This window comes from Mycetocola zhujimingii (assembly GCF_003065425.1).
GTDB classification, from domain to species: Bacteria; Actinomycetota; Actinomycetes; order Actinomycetales; family Microbacteriaceae; genus Mycetocola_A; species Mycetocola_A zhujimingii.
In genome coordinates this window covers 1,430,121-1,448,732 of the sequence record NZ_CP026949.1, presented here as the reverse complement: position 1 = coordinate 1,448,732, position 18,612 = coordinate 1,430,121, and the positions used below count along the sequence as shown (strand labels likewise).

General features: G+C 64.7%; 18 protein-coding genes, 1 tRNA gene and 1 pseudogene. 13 read left to right on the top strand and 7 right to left on the bottom strand.

Annotated features, from left to right (window positions below):
* The first annotated feature begins 267 nt into the window (after positions 1 to 267).
* Positions 268 to 1,266 carry an NAD-dependent epimerase/dehydratase family protein gene (locus C3E77_RS06855; protein WP_108390945.1) on the top strand — a complete coding sequence of 333 codons (999 nt, stop codon included), beginning with the start codon at positions 268 to 270 and terminating at the stop codon, positions 1,264 to 1,266.
* Positions 1,267 to 1,294: 28 nt separating this feature from the next.
* Here the strand turns inward: C3E77_RS06855 and C3E77_RS06850 are convergent, their stop codons facing one another.
* A complete protein-coding gene (locus C3E77_RS06850) occupies positions 1,295 to 2,143 on the bottom strand; it encodes a Sir2 family NAD-dependent protein deacetylase (protein WP_108390944.1) in 849 nt (282 codons plus the stop codon).
* Between the two features lie 122 nt (positions 2,144 to 2,265).
* Between C3E77_RS06850 and C3E77_RS06845 the strand changes: the two genes are divergently transcribed.
* Together C3E77_RS06845 and C3E77_RS06840 are read left to right on the top strand one after the other, a co-directional pair.
* The gene (locus C3E77_RS06845) at positions 2,266 to 3,105 is read left to right on the top strand and encodes a TrmH family RNA methyltransferase (RefSeq protein WP_234031326.1); all 840 of its coding nucleotides are present in this window, start codon (positions 2,266 to 2,268) and stop codon (positions 3,103 to 3,105) included.
* 11 nt (positions 3,106 to 3,116) lie between these two features.
* Positions 3,117 to 4,352 carry a D-alanyl-D-alanine carboxypeptidase family protein gene (locus C3E77_RS06840; protein ID WP_162924937.1) on the top strand — a complete coding sequence of 412 codons (1,236 nt, stop codon included), beginning with the start codon at positions 3,117 to 3,119 and terminating at the stop codon, positions 4,350 to 4,352.
* A gap of 52 nt (positions 4,353 to 4,404) precedes the next feature.
* Here the strand turns inward: C3E77_RS06840 and C3E77_RS06835 are convergent, their stop codons facing one another.
* Complete coding sequence (locus C3E77_RS06835; protein ID WP_108390941.1) at positions 4,405 to 5,241, bottom strand: SGNH/GDSL hydrolase family protein; 837 nt, start codon at positions 5,239 to 5,241, stop codon at positions 4,405 to 4,407.
* Positions 5,242 to 5,316: 75 nt separating this feature from the next.
* On the opposite strand from C3E77_RS06835, the gene C3E77_RS06830 reads away from it, so the two are divergent.
* On the top strand, positions 5,317 to 7,164 hold the full coding sequence (locus C3E77_RS06830) for a DEAD/DEAH box helicase (protein WP_418288066.1): 1,848 nt from the start codon (positions 5,317 to 5,319) through the stop codon (positions 7,162 to 7,164).
* 105 nt (positions 7,165 to 7,269) lie between these two features.
* Here C3E77_RS06830 and C3E77_RS06825 read toward each other — a convergent pair whose 3' ends face one another.
* The 4 genes and pseudogenes from C3E77_RS06825 to C3E77_RS06810 all read right to left on the bottom strand — a co-directional run bounded on the left by C3E77_RS06825 (position 7,270) and on the right by C3E77_RS06810 (position 8,516).
* Positions 7,270 to 7,596: a transcriptional regulator gene (locus C3E77_RS06825; RefSeq protein ID WP_108390940.1), complete on the bottom strand. Its 327-nt coding sequence runs from the start codon at positions 7,594 to 7,596 to the stop codon at positions 7,270 to 7,272.
* Complete coding sequence (locus C3E77_RS06820) at positions 7,593 to 8,096, bottom strand: hypothetical protein (protein WP_162924936.1); 504 nt, start codon at positions 8,094 to 8,096, stop codon at positions 7,593 to 7,595. Before C3E77_RS06820 ends, C3E77_RS06825 begins: the two co-directional genes overlap by 4 nt.
* Positions 8,097 to 8,144: 48 nt before the next feature.
* Positions 8,145 to 8,297 (bottom strand): annotated as a pseudogene (locus C3E77_RS15635) (RidA family protein); the annotation flags it as partial.
* Positions 8,298 to 8,432: 135 nt separating this feature from the next.
* Positions 8,433 to 8,516, bottom strand: a tRNA-Leu gene (locus tag C3E77_RS06810).
* Between the two features lie 119 nt (positions 8,517 to 8,635).
* Here C3E77_RS06810 and C3E77_RS06805 point away from each other — a divergent pair.
* Genes C3E77_RS06805 through mshC form a run of 3 tightly spaced genes read left to right on the top strand, consistent with a single transcriptional unit; the run spans position 8,636 to position 12,136 of the window.
* Positions 8,636 to 9,976, top strand: coding sequence for a M20/M25/M40 family metallo-hydrolase (locus tag C3E77_RS06805; protein WP_108390938.1), 1,341 nt, complete (start codon positions 8,636 to 8,638; stop codon positions 9,974 to 9,976).
* Between the two features lie 17 nt (positions 9,977 to 9,993).
* Positions 9,994 to 10,848 (top strand): undecaprenyl-diphosphate phosphatase, encoded by an 855-nt coding sequence (locus C3E77_RS06800; protein WP_108390937.1) that lies wholly within the window; start codon positions 9,994 to 9,996, stop codon positions 10,846 to 10,848.
* Positions 10,849 to 10,870: 22 nt separating this feature from the next.
* The gene (gene mshC, locus C3E77_RS06795; protein WP_108390936.1) at positions 10,871 to 12,136 is read left to right on the top strand and encodes a cysteine--1-D-myo-inosityl 2-amino-2-deoxy-alpha-D-glucopyranoside ligase; all 1,266 of its coding nucleotides are present in this window, start codon (positions 10,871 to 10,873) and stop codon (positions 12,134 to 12,136) included.
* Between the two features lie 64 nt (positions 12,137 to 12,200).
* Here the strand turns inward: mshC and C3E77_RS06790 are convergent, their stop codons facing one another.
* Positions 12,201 to 13,118 carry a proteasome assembly chaperone family protein gene (locus C3E77_RS06790; RefSeq protein WP_234031325.1) on the bottom strand — a complete coding sequence of 306 codons (918 nt, stop codon included), beginning with the start codon at positions 13,116 to 13,118 and terminating at the stop codon, positions 12,201 to 12,203.
* 102 nt (positions 13,119 to 13,220) lie between these two features.
* Between C3E77_RS06790 and C3E77_RS06785 the strand changes: the two genes are divergently transcribed.
* The 6 genes from C3E77_RS06785 (at position 13,221) to tatA (ending at position 18,563) form a co-directional block, all read left to right on the top strand.
* A complete protein-coding gene (locus C3E77_RS06785; protein WP_232528772.1) occupies positions 13,221 to 13,904 on the top strand; it encodes an HAD family hydrolase in 684 nt (227 codons plus the stop codon).
* Entirely contained in the window at positions 13,901 to 15,070 is a 1,170-nt protein-coding gene (locus C3E77_RS06780; protein WP_108390934.1) for a tRNA (adenine-N1)-methyltransferase, read from the top strand. The genes C3E77_RS06785 and C3E77_RS06780 overlap by 4 nt, the downstream gene beginning before the upstream one ends.
* A 1-nt stretch (position 15,071) precedes the next feature.
* Positions 15,072 to 16,100, top strand: a complete 1,029-nt coding sequence (locus C3E77_RS06775; RefSeq protein ID WP_108390933.1) for an FKBP-type peptidyl-prolyl cis-trans isomerase — start codon at positions 15,072 to 15,074, stop codon at positions 16,098 to 16,100.
* A gap of 80 nt (positions 16,101 to 16,180) precedes the next feature.
* Complete coding sequence (locus C3E77_RS06770) at positions 16,181 to 17,212, top strand: helix-turn-helix transcriptional regulator (protein WP_108390932.1); 1,032 nt, start codon at positions 16,181 to 16,183, stop codon at positions 17,210 to 17,212.
* Positions 17,205 to 18,212, top strand: a complete 1,008-nt coding sequence (locus C3E77_RS06765; RefSeq protein ID WP_108390931.1) for a helix-turn-helix transcriptional regulator — start codon at positions 17,205 to 17,207, stop codon at positions 18,210 to 18,212. The genes C3E77_RS06770 and C3E77_RS06765 overlap by 8 nt, the downstream gene beginning before the upstream one ends.
* A gap of 51 nt (positions 18,213 to 18,263) precedes the next feature.
* Positions 18,264 to 18,563, top strand: coding sequence for a twin-arginine translocase TatA/TatE family subunit (gene tatA / locus C3E77_RS06760; RefSeq protein ID WP_108390930.1), 300 nt, complete (start codon positions 18,264 to 18,266; stop codon positions 18,561 to 18,563).
* Positions 18,564 to 18,612: the final 49 nt, after the last annotated feature.

Here is an 18,612-nt window from a genome sequence, read left to right as displayed (position 1 = left end):
GGATGAGATCCTGTGCGCCCGTTAAAACAGCGGGCTCGTCCTGCGGGAGAGCGGGTTCCCGCCTGGAGCGCCGTCTCGAACGCTTGGTGAAGAACATGTCATCCTCGGCTCGGGAACGTTGGCAATGAACTCGCCGGCATCTACCCTACTTCCGTCGATGTTATTGGTTGACCCGACCGTTTAACATCCACCGCCGAGCTTCTCCCTGAGTTACGCCTCGAGTGAACCGCCTTGTCTGACACGCAACAGCCACAGTTCTATGAACGTATGAAGCTTCTCGTTCTCGGCGGCACAGAGTTCGTGGGCCGCGCCCTCGTCGACGCAGGACTCGCTCGCGGATGGGATGTCACCACATTCAATCGCGGCACCCACGGGCCACGAGCGGGCGTGACGGGAGTGACCGGCGACCGCTCGACCCAACAAGGCATCCAGAGCCTCACCGACCACGACGGCGACTGGGACGTCGTTGTGGATACCTGGTCGTGGGCCCCGTCGACGGTTCGAGACACAGCGCGGGCGCTCGCCGCACGTGCCGGTCGCTATGTCTACATATCGAGCTGCTCTGTCTACGGGTTTCCCGCGCAGCCGGGCTCGACCGAGAACTCGCCGGTTGTCGACAGCTCGCCCGACGACGACACGTTCGAGGATTACGCCAGAACCAAGGCGGGGGCAGAGCGCGCCGTGACGGATGCCTTCGGCGAGCGTGCAATCCTGGCCCGCGCGGGGCTCATCCTCGGCCCGCACGAGAACATCGGTCGACTGCCGTGGTGGCTGCTACGCGCAGCCCGTGGCGGACGCATCCTTGCGCCGGGGACCCCGGACGCCGGCATCCAGTACATCGACGCCCGCGACCTGGCCGACTGGGCATTGACGGCAGCCGAACACGGGGTTTCCGGACCCGTCAATGTCATCAGCAAGCCCTCCCGGACGACCATGGGGGAGGTCCTCGAACTCTGCCTGCGTGCGACCGGCTCGAGCGGCTCGCTGGAGTGGGTGACCCCCGAGAGAATCCTCGAGGCAGGAATCGAGCCGTGGACGCAGCTTCCGTTGTGGTTGCCGCCCGGCGAAGCGCACGACACCATGTACCGCATCGACGTGAGCCGCGCCTCTGAAACGGGCCTCAGCATCCGCCCGATATCCGAGACGGTGACGGACACCTGGGCCTGGCTGCAGAGCATTGGGGGAGTGCCGCCACAGAGAGCGGACCGCCCACCGGCCGGGATCGATCCCCGGCGGGAAGCCGAAGTCCTGGCTGCGCTCGGCTGACGCCAGACCCCGTAGGCAGGCGCCTGGTCTAGGTGAGCAGTCGCTCGGCCAGTGCCGTCAGGGTCTCGCTCGCCCCGGCATCCAGCTTCACATCGGCGCGGCCATCGCCCTTGGTCTCACCACGGTTGATGATGATGATCGGCAACTTGCTCCGGCGCGCGTGTTCCAGAAGGCGAATGCCGGAGTTGACGACGAGTGATGAGCCCGCGATGACGAGCACGTCGGCGGCGGAAACGATATCCCGTGCCTCCGTGAACTTGTCTGACGGAACAAACTCACCGAAGAAGACGACGTCGGGCTTCAACGCGCCGCCGCACACCGAGCAGACCGGCACCACGAAGTTGTCGACGTCGGCGATCTCTGCGTCGCCGTCCGGGTTCAACGTCACGGCATCCGGCCTCGACAGCCACGGGTTCTCCGCTTCGATCCGCGCGGCGATACTCGCGCGCGCAAACGTCTGGCCGCAGACGAGGCAACTGACCCGGTCCATCGAACCGTGGAGGTCGACCACGCGCTGGGAACCGGCCCGCACGTGTAATCCGTCGACGTTCTGGGTCACGATACCGGTGACGAGTCCAGCCTCCTCGAGCGTGGCGAGGACCTTGTGCCCAGCATTGGGCCTCGCGGCGTCAAACATGGCCCAGCCCAGGTGGCTGCCGGCCCAGTACCGCTTGCGTGACGCGTCGTTGAGCAGGAATTGTGAGACGGTCATCGGCGTGCGCTTTGGTGCGCCCTCTCCCCGGTAGTCGGGGATTCCGGAATCGGTGCTCATTCCCGCACCGGTGAGGACGGCAAACCGCCGCCCATCGAGGAGCGCGTAGGCTGCATTCAGCCGATCAGTGTCTATCGCTGGTGTTGCGCTTGCGAGCGTTGTCATGTGAACCTCCGAACCTCGCAGATGTCACGATGGTAAACAACTCACGTGTCGGGATTGTTTCGCGACGCACATCCACCGGCCTGTCTCTCTCAAACCCTACGCCACCACCCGAAGGACCACCCGTGCGAATCGTTCCCATCGACAGCCTCGACATCGACGGGCTCGGCGACTACGCCCGCCTCACCGACGTCGCACTCCGCCGAGTGAGCGAACCCGCTGGCGGCCTCTACATCGCCGAGTCGCACAAGGTCATCGCCCGGGCGCTCAACGCGGGTCACACACCCCGCTCGCTGCTTCTTCAGGAGCAGTGGATCCCGGATGTCACGCCGCTGCTTACCGATTTCCCCGATGTCCCGGTCTACGTCGGCGACGCCGCAACCCTCGAGTCGCTGACGGGTTACCACATGCACCGAGGCGCGCTCGCCGCGATGCACCGGCCGCCGCTGCACCCGATGGAAGATGTCATCCGCGATGCCACACGGATCGTCATCCTGGAGGACATCGTCGATCACACCAACGTCGGTGCGATCTTCCGGGCCGTTGCAGGCCTCGGCGCCGACGCCGTTCTCATCACGCCGCGGTGTGCCGACCCGCTCTACCGCCGCAGCGTGAGGGTCAGCATGGGAACCGTCCTCCAGGTGCCGTGGACGCGGATGCCCGAATGGCCTGAAGCGCGCCGGATCCTCGACGAGGCTGGCTTCCATGTCGCCGCCCTCGCCCTCGACGATCGCGCGATCACCCTCGATGACTTCGCCGCCCACCTCCCCGCCAAGATCGCCCTCACGATGGGCGCGGAAGGTGACGGCCTCAGCGCCCAGGCACTCGAGGCAGCAGACTCGACAGTGATCATTCCGATGATGCACGGGGTCGACTCGCTCAACGTCGCCTCGGCAAGTGCGGTGGCGCTGTGGGCGATTCGCGACCAGCGAGCCTCGCCCGGCGCGCCAACCGCCCGCCGATAGACTTCTTGTCCGTGTACCAGTCCCGTCAGCCGCTCTCCGACCGACGGGTGTACCTGCGACGCAGGCTCACCGTCTTCGGTGTCCTCGTTCTCATCCTCGGGATCATCGGTTATCTCGCGTTCGCCGTCCTCCGCCCGCTCCCGGCCACGGCCGCGACGCTCGAACCGACGGATACCATCACCCAGACCGTCACCCAGGTGGCGTGGCCGGCCTACGGAAACGGTGCGATCGGCGCTGTTGGATTCGACGGCATCCTCTCCAGTCACGGCGCTCAGGAGTCGACGCCGATGGCCAGCATCACGAAATCGGTGACCGCCCTCGTCGTGCTCGAGGCGATGCCGCTCGGCGAGGGTGAGTCCGGACCGCAACTTACCCTCACCGAAGACGACCAGCGCATCTACACCGAAGTGATCGCCGAGGGCGGATCGGCGGCACCCGTTGCCGTCGGGTCCGTCTTCACCGAGCGACAGCTGCTCGAGGCAATGATGCTGCCGTCGGCCAACAACTACAGCATCACCCTGGCCAATTGGGCATACGGATCGGTGGATGCCTTCCTCGCGGCGGCCACAGCTTGGCTGGGAGCACACGGCTTCGCCGGCACGCATCTCGCGGACTCCAGCGGCATCAACCAGGACAGCAGATCGACACCGGCCGACCTGGTCAAAATCGGCGAGCTGGTCCTCGCGCACCCGGTTCTTTCCGAGATCGTGTCGCAGCAGTCGGCCGACCTGCCTGTCATCGGACCTGTGACCAACACGAACAAGATCCTCGGCCAGGGGGGAATCATCGGGCTGAAGACCGGGACCACCCGCGTCGCCGGTGCCTGCCTGCTGTTCGCTGCCGAACTCGCTGTCGGTTCAGAGACGGTCACCGTGGTCGGAGTGATCCTCGGGGCGCCCAACCATAAGGAACTCTTCTCGTCGGTGCTCGGTCTCCTCACGACCGTCGAGGCCGGCTTCAGGGAACTTCCCCTCGTCACAGAGGGAGAATCATTCGGGAGTTACACCACACCGTGGGGATCGACATCGGACATCGTCGCCACCGAATCGGCATCCGTTCTGGTGTGGCAGGACGCAACGGTCGCTGTCGACGTTGCCGCGTCGCCTCTGATTTCAGGCGCAGCGGGACTCGATGTCGGTGAAGCTGTCTTCACCGTCGCGGATTCGGTCATCGACGTTCCACTCGAGCTGTCGGATGACCTCGCTGAGGCTGACACCGGCTGGCGAATCACCCATCCGTCAGACTGACGCCACACGTACAACGACACGAGGGCGACCGCACCAGCACCCGGCCTCGCGCTCAGTCTCCGGCAGGAAGCTCACCGTCGCGGAGGAATCTCTCCGCCTGCGGCCTCTTTGCGGTGATGAAGTCTCCGGAGGACTGGTGTCGCAGGCGCCGGAGGACCCACGGCACGAAGAACTGCCGCGCCCAGACGAAGTCCTCGGTGCGCGCCTCCCGCCAGGTTGCCGGCCGTACCGGCTCAGGCTTGAGCGGCTCCAGGTCGTTCGGCACCGCGAGGGAATCAAGCACCATCCTGGCCACGGTGTGGTGGCCGAGCGCGTTGAGGTGCAGCCGGTCACTCGACCACATCCGCGCGTTCTGGATCTCGGTCAGCGCCCACTGGTCGGCCACGATGCAGTCGTACTTCGCCGCGACGCTCCGAATGTTCTCGTTGTAGATCGCCACCTTGCCACGGAGGGTACGCAGCACCGGCGAGAAACCGACGTCGACGCCGGTGAAGAGCACGATGGTGGCGCCATCTCGCGAAAGCCGAGCAACCGCGTCGTCGACTTTCTGTGCGATGACGTCCGGATCGGTTCCCGGCCGAAGTACGTCGTTGCCCCCGGCTGAGATGGTGATCAGGTCAGGGTGGAGGTCAAGGGCCGGATCGATCTGATCCGCGGAGATTTGAGCGATCAGTTTTCCGCGGACAGCGAGGTTGGCATAGGCGAAATCGTCGACACCCTGCGAGAGCACTTCGGCCACGCGGTCCGCCCAGCCCCTGTGGGCTCCCGGCGGCGACGGGTACGGGTCTCCGATGCCCTCGGTAAACGAATCACCGAGAGCCACATAACGCGTCCACGGATGCGGTCGCTCCTGAAAAACAGAAACCTCGTCAGAAGATAATGCGTCCATCGACCCGAGTTTACCCGTCGAAGCATCATTGGTCACGGTCCGTGACGTGCCGCTCGTCGGGTAGATTGGTATCCAGTGAGTACAGAGTTCGAGCCGGTCCCCCCAAAGTCCGAGGCACCAGCAATCCGCGTCGGAACCAGCGCCGCCGAACACCTCTCACCCACCTTCCCCGAACGTGCAGCATGGGGAACCGTCTCCAAGCTTCGCGCCTGGCAAGAAGAGGCGCTCACCGCCTACTTCGTTCACGAACCCCGTGATTTCCTCGCCGCTGCAACGCCCGGCGCCGGGAAGACGACGTTCGCGCTCCGACTCGCCGCCGAGTTGCTCGCCCGCAAAACCGTCGACCGCATCACCGTCGTTGCACCGACCGAACATCTCAAACGGCAGTGGGCGGATGCCGCACACCGCGCCGGCATCCGGCTCGACCCGATGTTCTCGAACGCCGACGGTCGCTACGGAAGCCACTATCACGGCGTCGCCGTCACTTACGCACAGGTCGCCGTCCGCGCCGCGCTGCACAAGGACATCACCGAGTCGCACCGTACCCTCGTGATCCTCGACGAGGTGCACCACGGCGGTGACGCGCTCAGCTGGGGTGACGCGATCCGCGAAGCGTTCGAACCGGCCACCCGTCGCCTCTCGCTGACCGGAACCCCGTTCCGATCAGACACCGCGCCGATCCCGTTCGTCAGCTACCTGCCGGACAAAGACGGCATCCGCACCTCGCTTACCGACTACAACTACGGCTACGGTCGCGCACTGGCCGACGGCGTCGTCCGACCGGTCATGTTCATGGTCTATGCCGGACACATGCGCTGGCGCACCAACGCCGGCGACGAGATGGAAGCCAGGCTCGGCGAGGGCAACACCAAGGACATCACCTCGCAGGCCTGGCGCACAGCGCTCGATCCGGCAGGGGAGTGGATTCCGCAGGTGCTGCAGGCTGCCGACCGGCGCCTCAGCGAGGTGCGTCACGGTATTCCGGATGCCGGTGGCCTGGTCATCGCGACCGACCAGACGGCGGCGCGCGCGTACGCGAAAATTCTGCACGGCATCACCGGGGAACCGCCGACCGTCGTTCTGAGCGATGAGAAGGAAGCGTCCGACCGTATCGACGAGTTCTCGGCCGGGACGAGCCGGTGGATGGTCGCGGTCCGCATGGTTTCTGAAGGCGTCGACGTGCCACGGCTCGCCGTCGGCGTGTACGCGACGAGTGCATCGACACCCCTGTTCTTCGCCCAGGCCATCGGGCGGTTCGTGCGGGCTCGGCGTCGTGGTGAAACGGCATCCGTTTTTCTCCCCGATGTTCCCAACCTGATGAACCTCGCGAGCGCTCTCGAACTCGAGCGCGACCACGCGCTCGACCGGAAGAGTGACGGCAGCGGCGAGGGGGACATGTGGAACCCGGAAGACGCGATGGTCGCAGAGGCCAACCGCGAATCCAAGGGTTCCGATTCGCTCGGTGAGGAGTTCCGGTACGAGGCAATGTCGTCGTCGGCGAACTTCGACCGTGTCGTTTACGACGGGGACGAATTCGGCCAGTGGGCGGAGCCAGGCACTGAGGAAGAGCTTGACTTCATCGGCCTTCCCGGTCTCCTGGAACCCGAGCAGGTGCACGAGCTCCTGACGCAGCGTCAGGCTCGGCAGGCGAAGCGTCACTCGACCCGCAGCGAGGCTCCTCAGGCGACGGCAGCAGACAAGTCGACGGATGTCCCGCCGCCGCTCTACCGGACGCTCAAGGAGCAGCGCAGCCTCCTCAACAGCCTCGTTGGGCTGTATGCGAAGTCCACGAACCAGGGCCACGGGCTCGTTCACGCCGAGCTTCGGCGGATGTGCGGCGGACCTGCCGTCCAACAGGCCAGCGTGACGCAGCTGCAGTCACGCATCGAGCTCCTGCGCAAGCGGTTGAACGGTAAGCGCTGACCCGGCCGACCGGCGATGTTCATCGTCTACTCGAACGCATCGTCCACCCACTGGACGGGTAGCACCTCAGAACGACTTTCCGCTATCAGGGCAGGACTTCGGGTATCAGGGCAGGACGTCGGGCTGACTGTCGGCGATCTGGGTGAGCGCAGCGAGGTGCCCCTCGAGCGCACTCCGTCCCTCGGCCGTGAGAGCTACCCAGGTGAGCCTGCGGGCATCGGTTCGAGCCGCTGAGCTCTCCTTCCGCACAGTGACGAGTCGCCCTTCGCTGAGAACCTTGAGGTTCTTCGACAGATTCGCATCGTTCAGCCCGAGGGTGTCTCGGATCACGGCGAACTCCAGTTCGGACGTTCGCCGCATCAGCGCGCAGATACGCAACCGCACCGGTGAATGGATGACATCGTTGAACTCAGCGGCTACGGGTTCACTCATGAGCGTGCGTGGGTCCGTGCAGCAATCTCGCGGCGGAGAGCGTCGTCGTAGCGTCGCCCAAGAACGACCGTAACGATGAACGCCAGTACAGCCGGTACCATCACCCACGACAGCGCGATACCGGCCAACTTGAGTGCAACACCTGAAAGCATCGCCGCTACCAGAACCCCGAGCGTCATCAACAGCAGACGCCGACCGCGGGGACCTGCCGGCTGACTGACCGACACGCCATAACGGCGACTGTAAACCGTCGTGAGCACAGGCAGTGCGACAATCCCGAGCACGATAGCCACGCTCATTGCGGCTGTCGGCATCGCCTGCGAGGCCACAAACAGCGCCACAATCGCTCCGAGTGCAACGTGGTACCACCAGGGCGTCACCACACGCTCAGCGAGCCGAGACCCGTCAACGTCGAGGAGTGACAGGACATCGCGCGCTTCTGCGGACGTAGGGACGACTGGACGGCCAGGGGGATCTATCCCGGAGAAGTCATTTTCCATATTGGCAACTATATCTGACTTGCGCATATGGAAAGCAACTTTCAGCCGTTAATCGCCGACGGCCGCGACGGCCGCGACGGCCTCGATCTCAACAAGCTGCTGGTCATATCCCAGGACAGTCACGCCGAAGAGCATGGTTGGCGCATCGTGATCGCCAAACGCATCACGGACCACACTCCAGGCGGCCACGAGATCGGCCTGCCGCTTCTCGTTGAGCGGGAACGACCGGTGACAATGCCCGCATATTACGGGCTGCTCACTCCGAGCGCTTAAAAGCGAAAAGCCGGATCCAATGGACCCGGCTTTTCTACTGTCTCAACACAGTTCTTCACAATGTGCGCGAAGGGGGACTTGAACCCCCACGCCCGTAAGGGCACTAGCACCTCAAGCTAGCGCGTCTGCCATTTCCGCCACCCGCGCATTGTTTTGTTTCTGTTTCTGGCCGGTTACCGAAGCACCCTGCCGAGAGAAAACTTTAGCACGGTTTTCGGGACGCAATGAACACACACCGTGTGTGCCTGCACCGATAGCGTTGTGGCATGGATTTCGACGCGCAATCGCCAATCGCTGCACAGGCTCCCATCGACGCTGAGCTCGACGAGACCGTGCGACTGGCCAGGGACCTCATTCGCATGGACACCACCAACTACGGCGGGGGGAAGTCCAATGGAGAGACGATTGCCGCCGAATACGTCGCGGAGTACCTGCGGGAACTCGGTCTCGAGCCGGAACTGATCGACTCAGATCCCGGACGCACAAGCGTCGTCGCCCGGGTCGCTGGACGCGACAGCTCGAAGGGCGCACTCGTTGTTCACGGCCACCTCGACGTCGTCCCCGCTGACCCGCGCAACTGGAGCGTCGACCCCTTCGGCGGTGTCATCCGTGACGGGATGCTGTGGGGCAGGGGAGCGGTCGACATGAAGAACATGGATGCCATGATCCTCACCGCGGTTGCCGACATCCTGCGGGCTGGCGAACGCCCGGCGCGTGACCTCATCCTGGCGTTCTTCGCCGACGAGGAAAACGGCGGAGTGCTCGGCTCACACCACCTCGTCTCGACCCGGCCCGACCTGTTCGAAGGCGCAACCGAGGCCATCAGCGAAGTGGGCGGATACTCAATCACGCTCGGCGGCAAGCGGGCATACCTCGTTCAGACCGGAGAAAAGGCGCTGCTGTGGGTCAAGCTCATCGCCAGGGGCCCGGCGGCTCACGGCTCGCGCGTCGTCCGGGAGAACGCCATCACACGCCTCGCCGAAGCCGTCGCTGCCGTCGGCAGGCAGGAGTGGCCCATCAGGCTCACCGACACAACCACGGCACTCCTCGACGAAGTAGCTCGCATCCTCGGCGTCGACCCGCAAACGCTCGGCCCGGACGAACTTGCCCTCGCGACCGGAACGGCATCCGGCTTCATCCAGGCGTCCCTCCGCACCACCACGAATCCCACCGTGCTGACGGCCGGATACAAGCACAACGTCGTTCCGGACACCGCAGAGGCGCTCGTCGACATCCGTTCACTGCCCGGTGAGGAAGACGCTGTCCTCGCCGCGGTGCAGGAACTCGTCGGACCCGATATCGAGATCGAGGTGATGCACCGGGATGTCGGCCTCGAGAACGAGTTTGCCGGCCCGCTGATCGACGCCATGATCGAAACGCTCAGAATCCACGACCCCGGCGCTGAGGTGCTGCCCTACCTCCTGCCAGCGGGTACCGACAATAAGGCGCTGTCAATGCTCGGCATCACCGGATACGGCTTCGCTCCGCTGCTGCTGCCGCCCGAGCTGGATTTCCCGGCCATGTTCCACGGTGTTGACGAGCGCGTCCCTCTCGACGCATTAGTCTTTGGCAGGCGGGTTTTGACCGACCTGCTTCGCACTTACTGACGAACAGCAAGGATTCCGTGGATATTCTCAACGCCATAATTCTGGGTCTCGTGCAGGGACTCACCGAATTCCTCCCGGTGTCGTCGAGCGCTCACCTGCGCATCGTCGGCGAGTTCCTCGGGGCGGGCGGCGACCCCGGCGCCCGCTTCACCGCCATCACCCAGATCGGCACGGAACTGGCTGTCGTCATCCTGTTCTGGAAAGACATCGTGCGCATCATCGGTGCCTGGTGCCGTGCGCTGGTGGGAAAGATCCCGCGCAACGATCCTGATGCCCGCATGGGCTGGCTCATCATCATCGGCTCGGTACCGATCGTTGTTCTCGGTCTGCTGTTCCAGGATCAGATCGAGACCACACTGCGGTCGCTGTGGTTCACGGCATCCATGCTCATCGGCTTCGGCATCCTTCTCGGAATCGCCGACTGGATCGGCCGGAAGAACCTCAAGCTCGAGAACCTCGGTTACCGCGACGGCATCATCTTCGGACTGGCCCAGGCCCTCGCGCTCATCCCCGGGGTGTCGCGCTCGGGTGGAACGATCACCGCGGGGCTCTTCCTCGGTTACGAACGGGCCGCTGCCGCAAGATACGCGTTCCTCCTCGCCATTCCCGCCGTACTCGGCAGCGGCTTCTTCCAGATCTACAAGTCGATCGCCGACCCGTGCGTCGAAGGCGCGACCGACTGCATCCCGGAGATTTACGGCCCGGGCGAGACCCTGATCGCGACGGTCATCGCGTTCATCGTCGCCATCTTCGTCATCAAGTTCTTCATGAGCTACATCTCGAAGCGCAGCTTCATGCCCTTCGTGATCTACCGCATCCTGCTCGGTGTCGTGATCTTCATCCTGCTCGGCACCGGTGTCCTCACCGCGTAGCCGCGCAGCTTAGGCTGGACAAGTGAAGGCATGGAATAGACCGCTCGTCCCGACTCTCCCCGGCAACTCGCTTCCGCCGTGTCTGTTCGACACAGCCACCGGCGGCATGATCGAGGCACACACGGGCGAGATCGCGCGGTTGTACGTCTGCGGAATTACGCCGTACGACGCGACCCACATGGGACACGCTGCGACCTACCTTGCCTACGACACTCTGCAGAGGGTCTGGCTCGACGGCGGCCTCGAGGTCCACTACGCCCAAAACGTCACCGACATCGACGACCCCCTGCTCGAACGCGCGGCAGCCACGGGAGTCGATTGGCGAGACCTCGCCGAAAGCCAGGTCGAACTGTTCCGGGGCGATATGCAGGCCCTCAGCATCCTCCCGCCCGAAAACTACGTCGCCGTCACCGAGGTGCTCGACGAAATAGCGGAGGCGGTCAGGCGGCTTGTGGCCGCAGGAGCGGCGTACTCCGTGCCGACCCCGGACTCAACAGTCGGTGACGACATTTACTTCGACAGTGCCGCAGCGGCGAAACTCGGCCCGTGGAAGCTCGGCGACGTCAGCAATTACGACGCCAAAACCATGATGAAGTACTTCGCCGAGCGCGGGGGAGATCCGGACCGCGCGGGTAAGCGCGACAGCCTCGACCCGCTCCTGTGGCGGGCCGCACGCGAGTCAGAGCCGAGCTGGCCGTCGAGTGTCGGTCGAGGCCGGCCCGGGTGGCACATCGAGTGCTCGGTCATTGCGCTGATGGAGCTCGGCACCGACTTCACGGTGCAGGGCGGCGGCGGCGACCTCGTCTTTCCGCACCATGAACTCAGCGCCGGCCACGCGTCAGCGCTCAGCGGCCATCCGCTGGCCCGGGTCTACAGCCACGCCGGCCTCGTCGCCTTCGAGGGCGAGAAGATGTCGAAGTCGCTCGGGAACCTCGTGCTCATCTCCCGCCTGCTCGAATCTGGCGTCGACGCGCGCTCCATTCGGCTGGCGATCCTCGCACACCACTACCGCTCGGACTGGGAGTGGACCGACCGCCTGCTCGTCGATGCAGCGGAGAGGCTCAGCCTCTGGCAGAGCGCCTTCACCCCAACGAGCGACAGCGGCGCTGCGGTGAGCGCGGACGCCGTCGATTCGCACACTGTGCTCTCGGCGCTTCGTTCGGCCCTCCAGCTCGACCTGGACACGCCTGCCGCGCTCCGGGTGATCGATGACGCAGCGACGAGCGGTGTGACCGACCCCGAGCTCATTCACCGCGCCGTTCACGCGCTGCTCGGCGTCGAACTCTAACCTCGAACGGGACGGCTGAATCACAGCGAGAGACTGTGAGGCGGAAGCTGTGAGGCGGAGAAGCTCAGCCGCGCGCTGGGGGCTCGTTGCGGCCGTCGCCCTTGCCGTCACCTGAGCGGCGCAAGTAGCGTTCGAACTCCTTGGCGATGGCCTCACCACTGGCCTCAGGAGATTCGACGGTGTCGCGCGCCTGTTCCAGCTGCGCGATGTAGGCGGCCATGTCCTCGTCGTCGCCGGCCAGCGCGTTGATGCCGTTCTCCCACTCGCCGGATTCCTCGACCAGGTCGCCGCGCGGGATCACGACGTCGACGATCTCTTCGAGCTTGTCGATCAGGGCGAGCACCGCCTTCGGCGATGGCGCGTTGTGCACATAGTGGGGGACCGACGCCCAAATCGAGAGGGTGGAGATTCCCGCCTGCTCGGCCGCCTCGGCGAGCACGCTGAGAATCCCGACTGGTCCTTCATAGCTGCTGCGTTCCAGCTGAAGCTCACCGCGCATCTCGTCATTCTCGCTCGAGGCGAAAATGGAGATCGGGCGGGTGTGAGGAACATCGGCCAGCATGGCGCCGAGAAAGACGATCGTCGAGATGTCGTGGGTGAGTGCCGCGTCGATGATCTCCGCGGTGAACGCCTTCCAGCTTCGGGACGGCTCGCTGCCGACGAGGAGGAAGATGTTGCCGCCGTTCGAGCCACTGACACTGAGGTCCGCATCGTCGGCGAGCGGCGCGGGGGCGTCGGTGTCCGCTGCCGGGGCGCTTGGGCCGTAGAGAGTTGCCGTTGGCCAGGTGATCCGGCGTTTACCGTCGTCATCGACGGCGATCACGGGCCGGTTGAACTGGTAGTCGTAGTAGAGCTCGGGGTCAATCTCGAAGATCGCCGAGACGTCGAGCTGCTCCTGCAACACACGGACAGCGCCCGTGGCTGCTTCACCAGCGTCGTTCCAGCCCTCAAAGGCGACGACGAGCAACCGACCACTCAGCACTAGTTCCCCATTCCACGGGTTTCCCCGACGCAGTATCGGCGGGCTCTCGCCTGCACTGGTTCCAGAATAGGCGCTCTCCGGCAACAGGTAGCATTGAAACTCGTGACTACACAGCTACCCGCCGCTGTCCTCTGGGACATGGACGGCACCATCGTCGACACCGAGCCTTACTGGATCTCCGCCGAAACCGACCTCGTTGAGTCGTTCGGCCACACCTGGACCTACGAAGACGCGATGACCCTCGTCGGTGCCGGTTTGTGGGAATCCGCGAAGGTGTTCCAGGACCACGGGGTCGAGATGACCGCAGACGACATCGTCAACCACCTCACCAGCCGGGTGCAGGAACGACTCGAGAAAGACGGCGTTCCGTTCCGCCCAGGAGCACGCGAACTCCTCGAAGAACTCAGATCCCTCGGCGTCAAAACGGCACTCGTCACCATGTCAATCCGCAGGATGGCCGAACAGGTTGTAACTCACATCCCATTCGACGCGTTCGACGTCCTCGTCACCGGTGACGAAGTCGAAAACCCGAAACCGCACCCGGAGCCGTACCTCACCGCTGCCAGGCTGCTCGGCGTCGACATCGCCGACTGCATTGCCATTGAGGACTCACGCGCCGGACTGGCATCCGCCGTCGCCGCCGGCAGCATTGCCGTCGCCGTCCCGCACGCCGTTTCGATAGCCCCATCCGACTCTCACACCACCTGGCCGACACTCGCAGGCAGGACAAGCGTCGATCTCGCCGCCCTCGTTGCCGCTCGCGCTACCGAAGGACTTTCCCGATGACCGATACATCCGCCACCCAGCCGGGCGCTACACCGACGACCGACGAGCGACCGCAGAACTCCGGGCCGTTCCGGATCGGTGACCGGGTACAGCTCACCGGCCCGAAGGGCAAACGCAACACCATCACGCTCGAACCGGGCAAGGAGTTCCACACCCATCGCGGAATCGTCAGCCACGACACGATCATCGGGCTGCCGGACGGATCGGTCATCACGACCACTGACGGCATCGAGTACCTCGCCCTGCGCCCGCTCCTCGTCGACTTCGTCATGTCGATGCCGCGAGGCGCCGCGATCATCTACCCGAAGGATGCCGCCCAGATCGTCGGGCTCGCAGACATCTTCCCCGGTGCAACAGTCGTCGAGGCCGGTGTGGGTTCGGGTGCCCTCTCGCTCTGGATCCTCAGGGCCATCGGTCCGACGGGCAGGCTCGAGTCGTTCGAGCGACGTGATGAATTCGCGGATGTCGCGCGCGGCAACGTCGCCACCTTCTTTGGCTATGACCCCGAAAACTGGAGGGTCTCCGTCGGCGACCTCACCGAGACCCTGCCGACCACCATGGAGCCGGACTCGGTCGACCGCGTCGTCCTCGACATGCTCGCGCCGTGGGAGTGCATCGACGCGTGCGCAGACGCGATGAAGCCGGGTGGAGTCATCCTCTGCTACGTCGCGACCGTGACCCAGCTGTCGCGTGTCGCCGAGGCCATCCGGGCCACGGGACGCTTCACCAACCCTGACTCGAGCGAGACCATCGTCCGTGGCTGGCACGTCGAGGGACTCGCCGTGCGACCTGACCACAGGATGATCGGCCACACCGGCTTCCTCATCACCGCGAGAAAGCTCGCGGACGGAACAATTCTTCCCGAGCTCAAGCGCAGGCCGAGCAAGTCCGACTTCAGCGATGACGACGTCGAACAGTGGACGCCGGGCGCTCTCGGCGAGCGGAACGTCAGCGCCAAGATCCTGCGCAAGCGGGTCAGAAGCGTGGCCAACTCCGCCGAGCTCTCGAAGGCCAGGGGCCTTGGACCAGCCGCTGAGGCACCGGTGGGGGACTCCGGAGAATCCGCCGTCAGCGAGGGCTCCGCCGACTTCGCCACGGCCATCGCACCCGACACGAACGCGCCGGACACTGCAAACTCCGAGCCTGGAGAAACGCCGCGTGGCTAAGATGGCCCGGGCGACAGGTGAGAGCGACGCCACACAGGGGACACCAACACGAGTGGTTCCCATCGAGAACTCCCGAGTACGAAAACGAGGCACCGTGCAGAAGGCACCCGCATTGCTCCTGACCGCAGGCGTCGTCCTGGCCACCCTCACGGGGTGCGCACCCGCAACGGGAAACGACTGCGACTCACCGGTCTCCTCCGGTGACGCGTCCACCCTCGTCGATGCGACCGGAGCACTCGGTTCGCTGAAGGAAGTTGATTTCCCCACTCCGCTGAAGACGGACACCACCCAGGTCTCCACGCTCATCGAGGGTGACGGTGCGCAAATCACCGACGACCAGCTCGTCGAGATGAGCTTCGCCTTCTACAACGGCACGACAGGAGCGCCCGTCGAAGAAGGCGCGTACTCCGAGGCCGGCATCTACCTGCCATCGCAGCTCCTGCCGGGAATGGCCGATAGCATCGCCTGCTCGACCGTCGGTTCGCGGATCGCCGCCGTCATGACCCCCGCCGATGCATTCGGCGAGGAAGGCAGCGCCCAGCTCGGAGTTGAGTCGAACGACGCCGTCATCATGGTCGCGGACATCACTGACGCATTCCTCGCCAAGGCGGACGGCACACCAACCCCGGTGTTCGAATCCGGCTTCCCCAGTGTTGTCACCGCAGCGGACGGCACCCCGGGAATCACTGTCCCGAAATCAGAGGCTCCCACCGAGCTCAAGGTCGCGACGCTGAAGACCGGAAACGGTGACAAGGTCTCCGCTGATGACCGCGTCGTCGTTCACTACACCGGCGCGCTCTGGGATGACAACAGCATCTTCGACACGTCATGGGACGACGAGACACCGGCCGTCTTCAGCCTCGACGGCATCGTCCCCGGTCTCGCGACAGCCCTCGAAGGAAAGACCGTCGGTTCGCAGATCATCGCCGTCATCCCGGCCGAACTCGCCTATGGTGAGCAGGGCTCGGCAACGATCCCTGCCGGATCGACGCTCGTTTTCGTCGTCGACATCCTCGGCACCGTCAACTGATCGACCGCTTTGCCGGCGGACCCGCGCCCCTCGGCCTGGGTCCGCCGGATTCCGGTTCATCGCGCAACTATGATGATGCTGTGCAAGAACCCCATGCTGCAGCGCCAGTGCCCGTCGAGGAACGGCTCTTCAGCCTCGTTCTGGCCCTCCTCGCGACCGAACAGGGACTGACCAAGTCCGAGATCCTGTCGACCGTGCAGGGATACCGGCAGCGATACTCCGCGTTCGGCGACAACGCGAGCCTCGACCGCCAGTTCGAACGCGACAAAGACGACATCCGCGAACTTGGCATCCCGCTCGAGACGATCGAGACGCCGGGCGATCCCGGCAACAACCAGTCGCTGCGCTACCGGATCCCCAAGGGGGAGTACGACCTGCCCAGCGACATCACGTTCTCGCCGACCGAGATCGCCATGCTGTCTCTCGCCGCGACCGTGTGGCAGCAGGGGTCGCTCTCGGCCGAGTCCCAGCGGGCGCTGCTCAAGCTCAACTCCCTCGGCATCGAGTCGGACGAGCCGGTCATCGGATACGCGCCGAGGGTGCGGATCCGGGAGAGCTCATTTGATCCGCTGCGTCTCGCGCTCGAAAAGCACGCTGTTGTGACCTTCCCCTATCTCAAACCCGGAGAGGCGAGCCCACGGACACGCACCGTCGCCCCTCTCGCCCTGGTCCAGCACCATGGCCGCTGGCACCTGTCCGCAGAGGACATGGAGGTGAACGAAGGTAGAACCTTCCTGCTGAGTCGCATCGTCGGGCCGGTCATCACGACCAGCAAGACCTGGCTTCCGCCAGAAACCACGGGCCATGCGGAACGCTCCCTTCGCGCCCTCGACGCCCTCTGGGAGTCCCAGGTCGCCGTTGTCAGTGTTGAACCGGGAACGGATGCCGCCACTCGGCTCTCGAAACGTGCCGAACCGACATCCGACACGAACCCCACTGAACTCCGGTTGCACTACACGGATGTCGATGTGCTCGCGGACGAGCTCGCCAGTTACGGGCCCGAAGTACTCGTGCTGAGTCCGGAACGCCTCCGCACCGCGGTACTCGCGCGGCACATCACCACCAGGGACAGGCACCTCGACGCACCAGCGGACGGACTTGACAATGGCTAGTTCCACACCACACGGGCGGGACAAGCTCGCCTTCCTGCTCGCGTTCGTGCCGTACCTCATGGACAAGGGCCAGGTCTCCGTCCAGGAGGCAGCCCGACGGTTCGGTGTGTCCGAGACTCAGATCCGTGATTCGGTCAACCTGATCGCGGTCTCCGGTGTACCGGGTGAGACAAGCTCGTACCAGCACGAAGACCTCTTCGACATCGACTGGGACCTGCTCGACGAGCGTGATGAGATCGCCATCACCCACCTCGTCGCGATCGACGACTCTCCGCGTTTCTCTGCTCGCGAGGCGGCTGCCCTCATCGCCGGGCTCCAGTACCTGTCGTCGCTCCCCGAGCAGGCCGACAGGGGAGTCCTGGTCTCACTCCTGGCCAAGCTGTCGAGGGGTGCATCCGGAACGCCGAGTGAAGTCGCTGTCGGTTCATCCGAGGTCGATGAGTACCTCAGCATTATTCGGGATGCCGTCAGCGCAGGAGTCAGGATCGAGTTCGATTACCTCAACTCGCGTGGCGAACTTGAACGACGAGCGGTCGATCCACTGCGGATCGAGTCGCTCGACCAGGACTGGTACCTGAGGGGATGGGACCACGGTCGCGACGCTGCCCGCACGTTCCGTCTCGACCGGATGAGCACGCTCGTCGCGACGAGCGTGCCGATCAGCCGCAGGGCCGACGACGTTCCCCTCGGTGACCGGCTCTTCGAACCGAGCGATACCGACCTGAGCGTCGTCGTCGAGCTCGACAGCAACGCGCTCCCACTGATCTCCGACTACCTCACCGCTGAACCCGGGAAGCCCAAGGGTGAAGGTCCCACGAGGGTCACCCTTCACCTCGCACACACCCACGGGCTCAAGAGACTGGTAGCGGGCCTCGCGGGCGTCGTTACCGTGGTCGAGCCAGCCTCGGCTCGGGCGCGCGTCGCGGACTGGGCGCAGGCCGCAATCGACAGATATGCGGAAAGCGATCTGTCCAGTCGCCTGCCAGAAAGCCCGCGATAGCGTTGAACCACGCTAAACTTCTGCCTAACGGCACCAATCAAAGGATGGATCATGTTAGGTAACCTCACCGGCTGGCACCTGCTCATCATTGTGTTCCTCGTGCTCCTCCTCTTTGGCGCACCGAAGCTCCCTGGCCTCGCCAAGAGCCTCGGACAGTCCATGAAGATCTTCAAGAACGAGATCAAGAGCGACAAGCCCGAAACCACAACCCCGGTCGACCCGACAGTTCCCGTTGCGCCGACGACGACGTCAGCGACGGCCACCCCGGTCTACCCGACAGAGACGGCCCCGCCGGCATACCCCACTGAGACCGCCACATCCAGCGCGCCAGAGACACACACGAAACCGTAAGGTCAGTGACTCAGGGAACCACCGGGCGAAAAAGCGCTCAGCGCTCCAG

What these genes read in the sequence shown, in the direction of transcription:
- C3E77_RS06855 (WP_108390945.1), top strand. Translation starts at nt 268, where the DNA reads ATGAAGCTTCTCGTTCTCGGCGGCACAGAGTTCGTGGGCCGCGCCCTC.
- C3E77_RS06850 (WP_108390944.1), bottom strand. Translation starts at nt 2,143, where the DNA reads ATGACAACGCTCGCAAGCGCAACACCAGCGATAGACACTGATCGGCTG.
- C3E77_RS06835 (WP_108390941.1), bottom strand. Translation starts at nt 5,241, where the DNA reads ATGGACGCATTATCTTCTGACGAGGTTTCTGTTTTTCAGGAGCGACCG.
- C3E77_RS06825 (WP_108390940.1), bottom strand. Translation starts at nt 7,596, where the DNA reads ATGAGTGAACCCGTAGCCGCTGAGTTCAACGATGTCATCCATTCACCG.
- C3E77_RS06820 (WP_162924936.1), bottom strand. Translation starts at nt 8,096, where the DNA reads ATGGAAAATGACTTCTCCGGGATAGATCCCCCTGGCCGTCCAGTCGTC.
- C3E77_RS06805 (WP_108390938.1), top strand. Translation starts at nt 8,636, where the DNA reads ATGGATTTCGACGCGCAATCGCCAATCGCTGCACAGGCTCCCATCGAC.
- C3E77_RS06780 (WP_108390934.1), top strand. Translation starts at nt 13,901, where the DNA reads ATGACCGATACATCCGCCACCCAGCCGGGCGCTACACCGACGACCGAC.
- C3E77_RS06775 (WP_108390933.1), top strand. Translation starts at nt 15,072, where the DNA reads ATGGCCCGGGCGACAGGTGAGAGCGACGCCACACAGGGGACACCAACA.
- C3E77_RS06765 (WP_108390931.1), top strand. Translation starts at nt 17,205, where the DNA reads ATGGCTAGTTCCACACCACACGGGCGGGACAAGCTCGCCTTCCTGCTC.
- tatA (WP_108390930.1), top strand. Translation starts at nt 18,264, where the DNA reads ATGTTAGGTAACCTCACCGGCTGGCACCTGCTCATCATTGTGTTCCTC.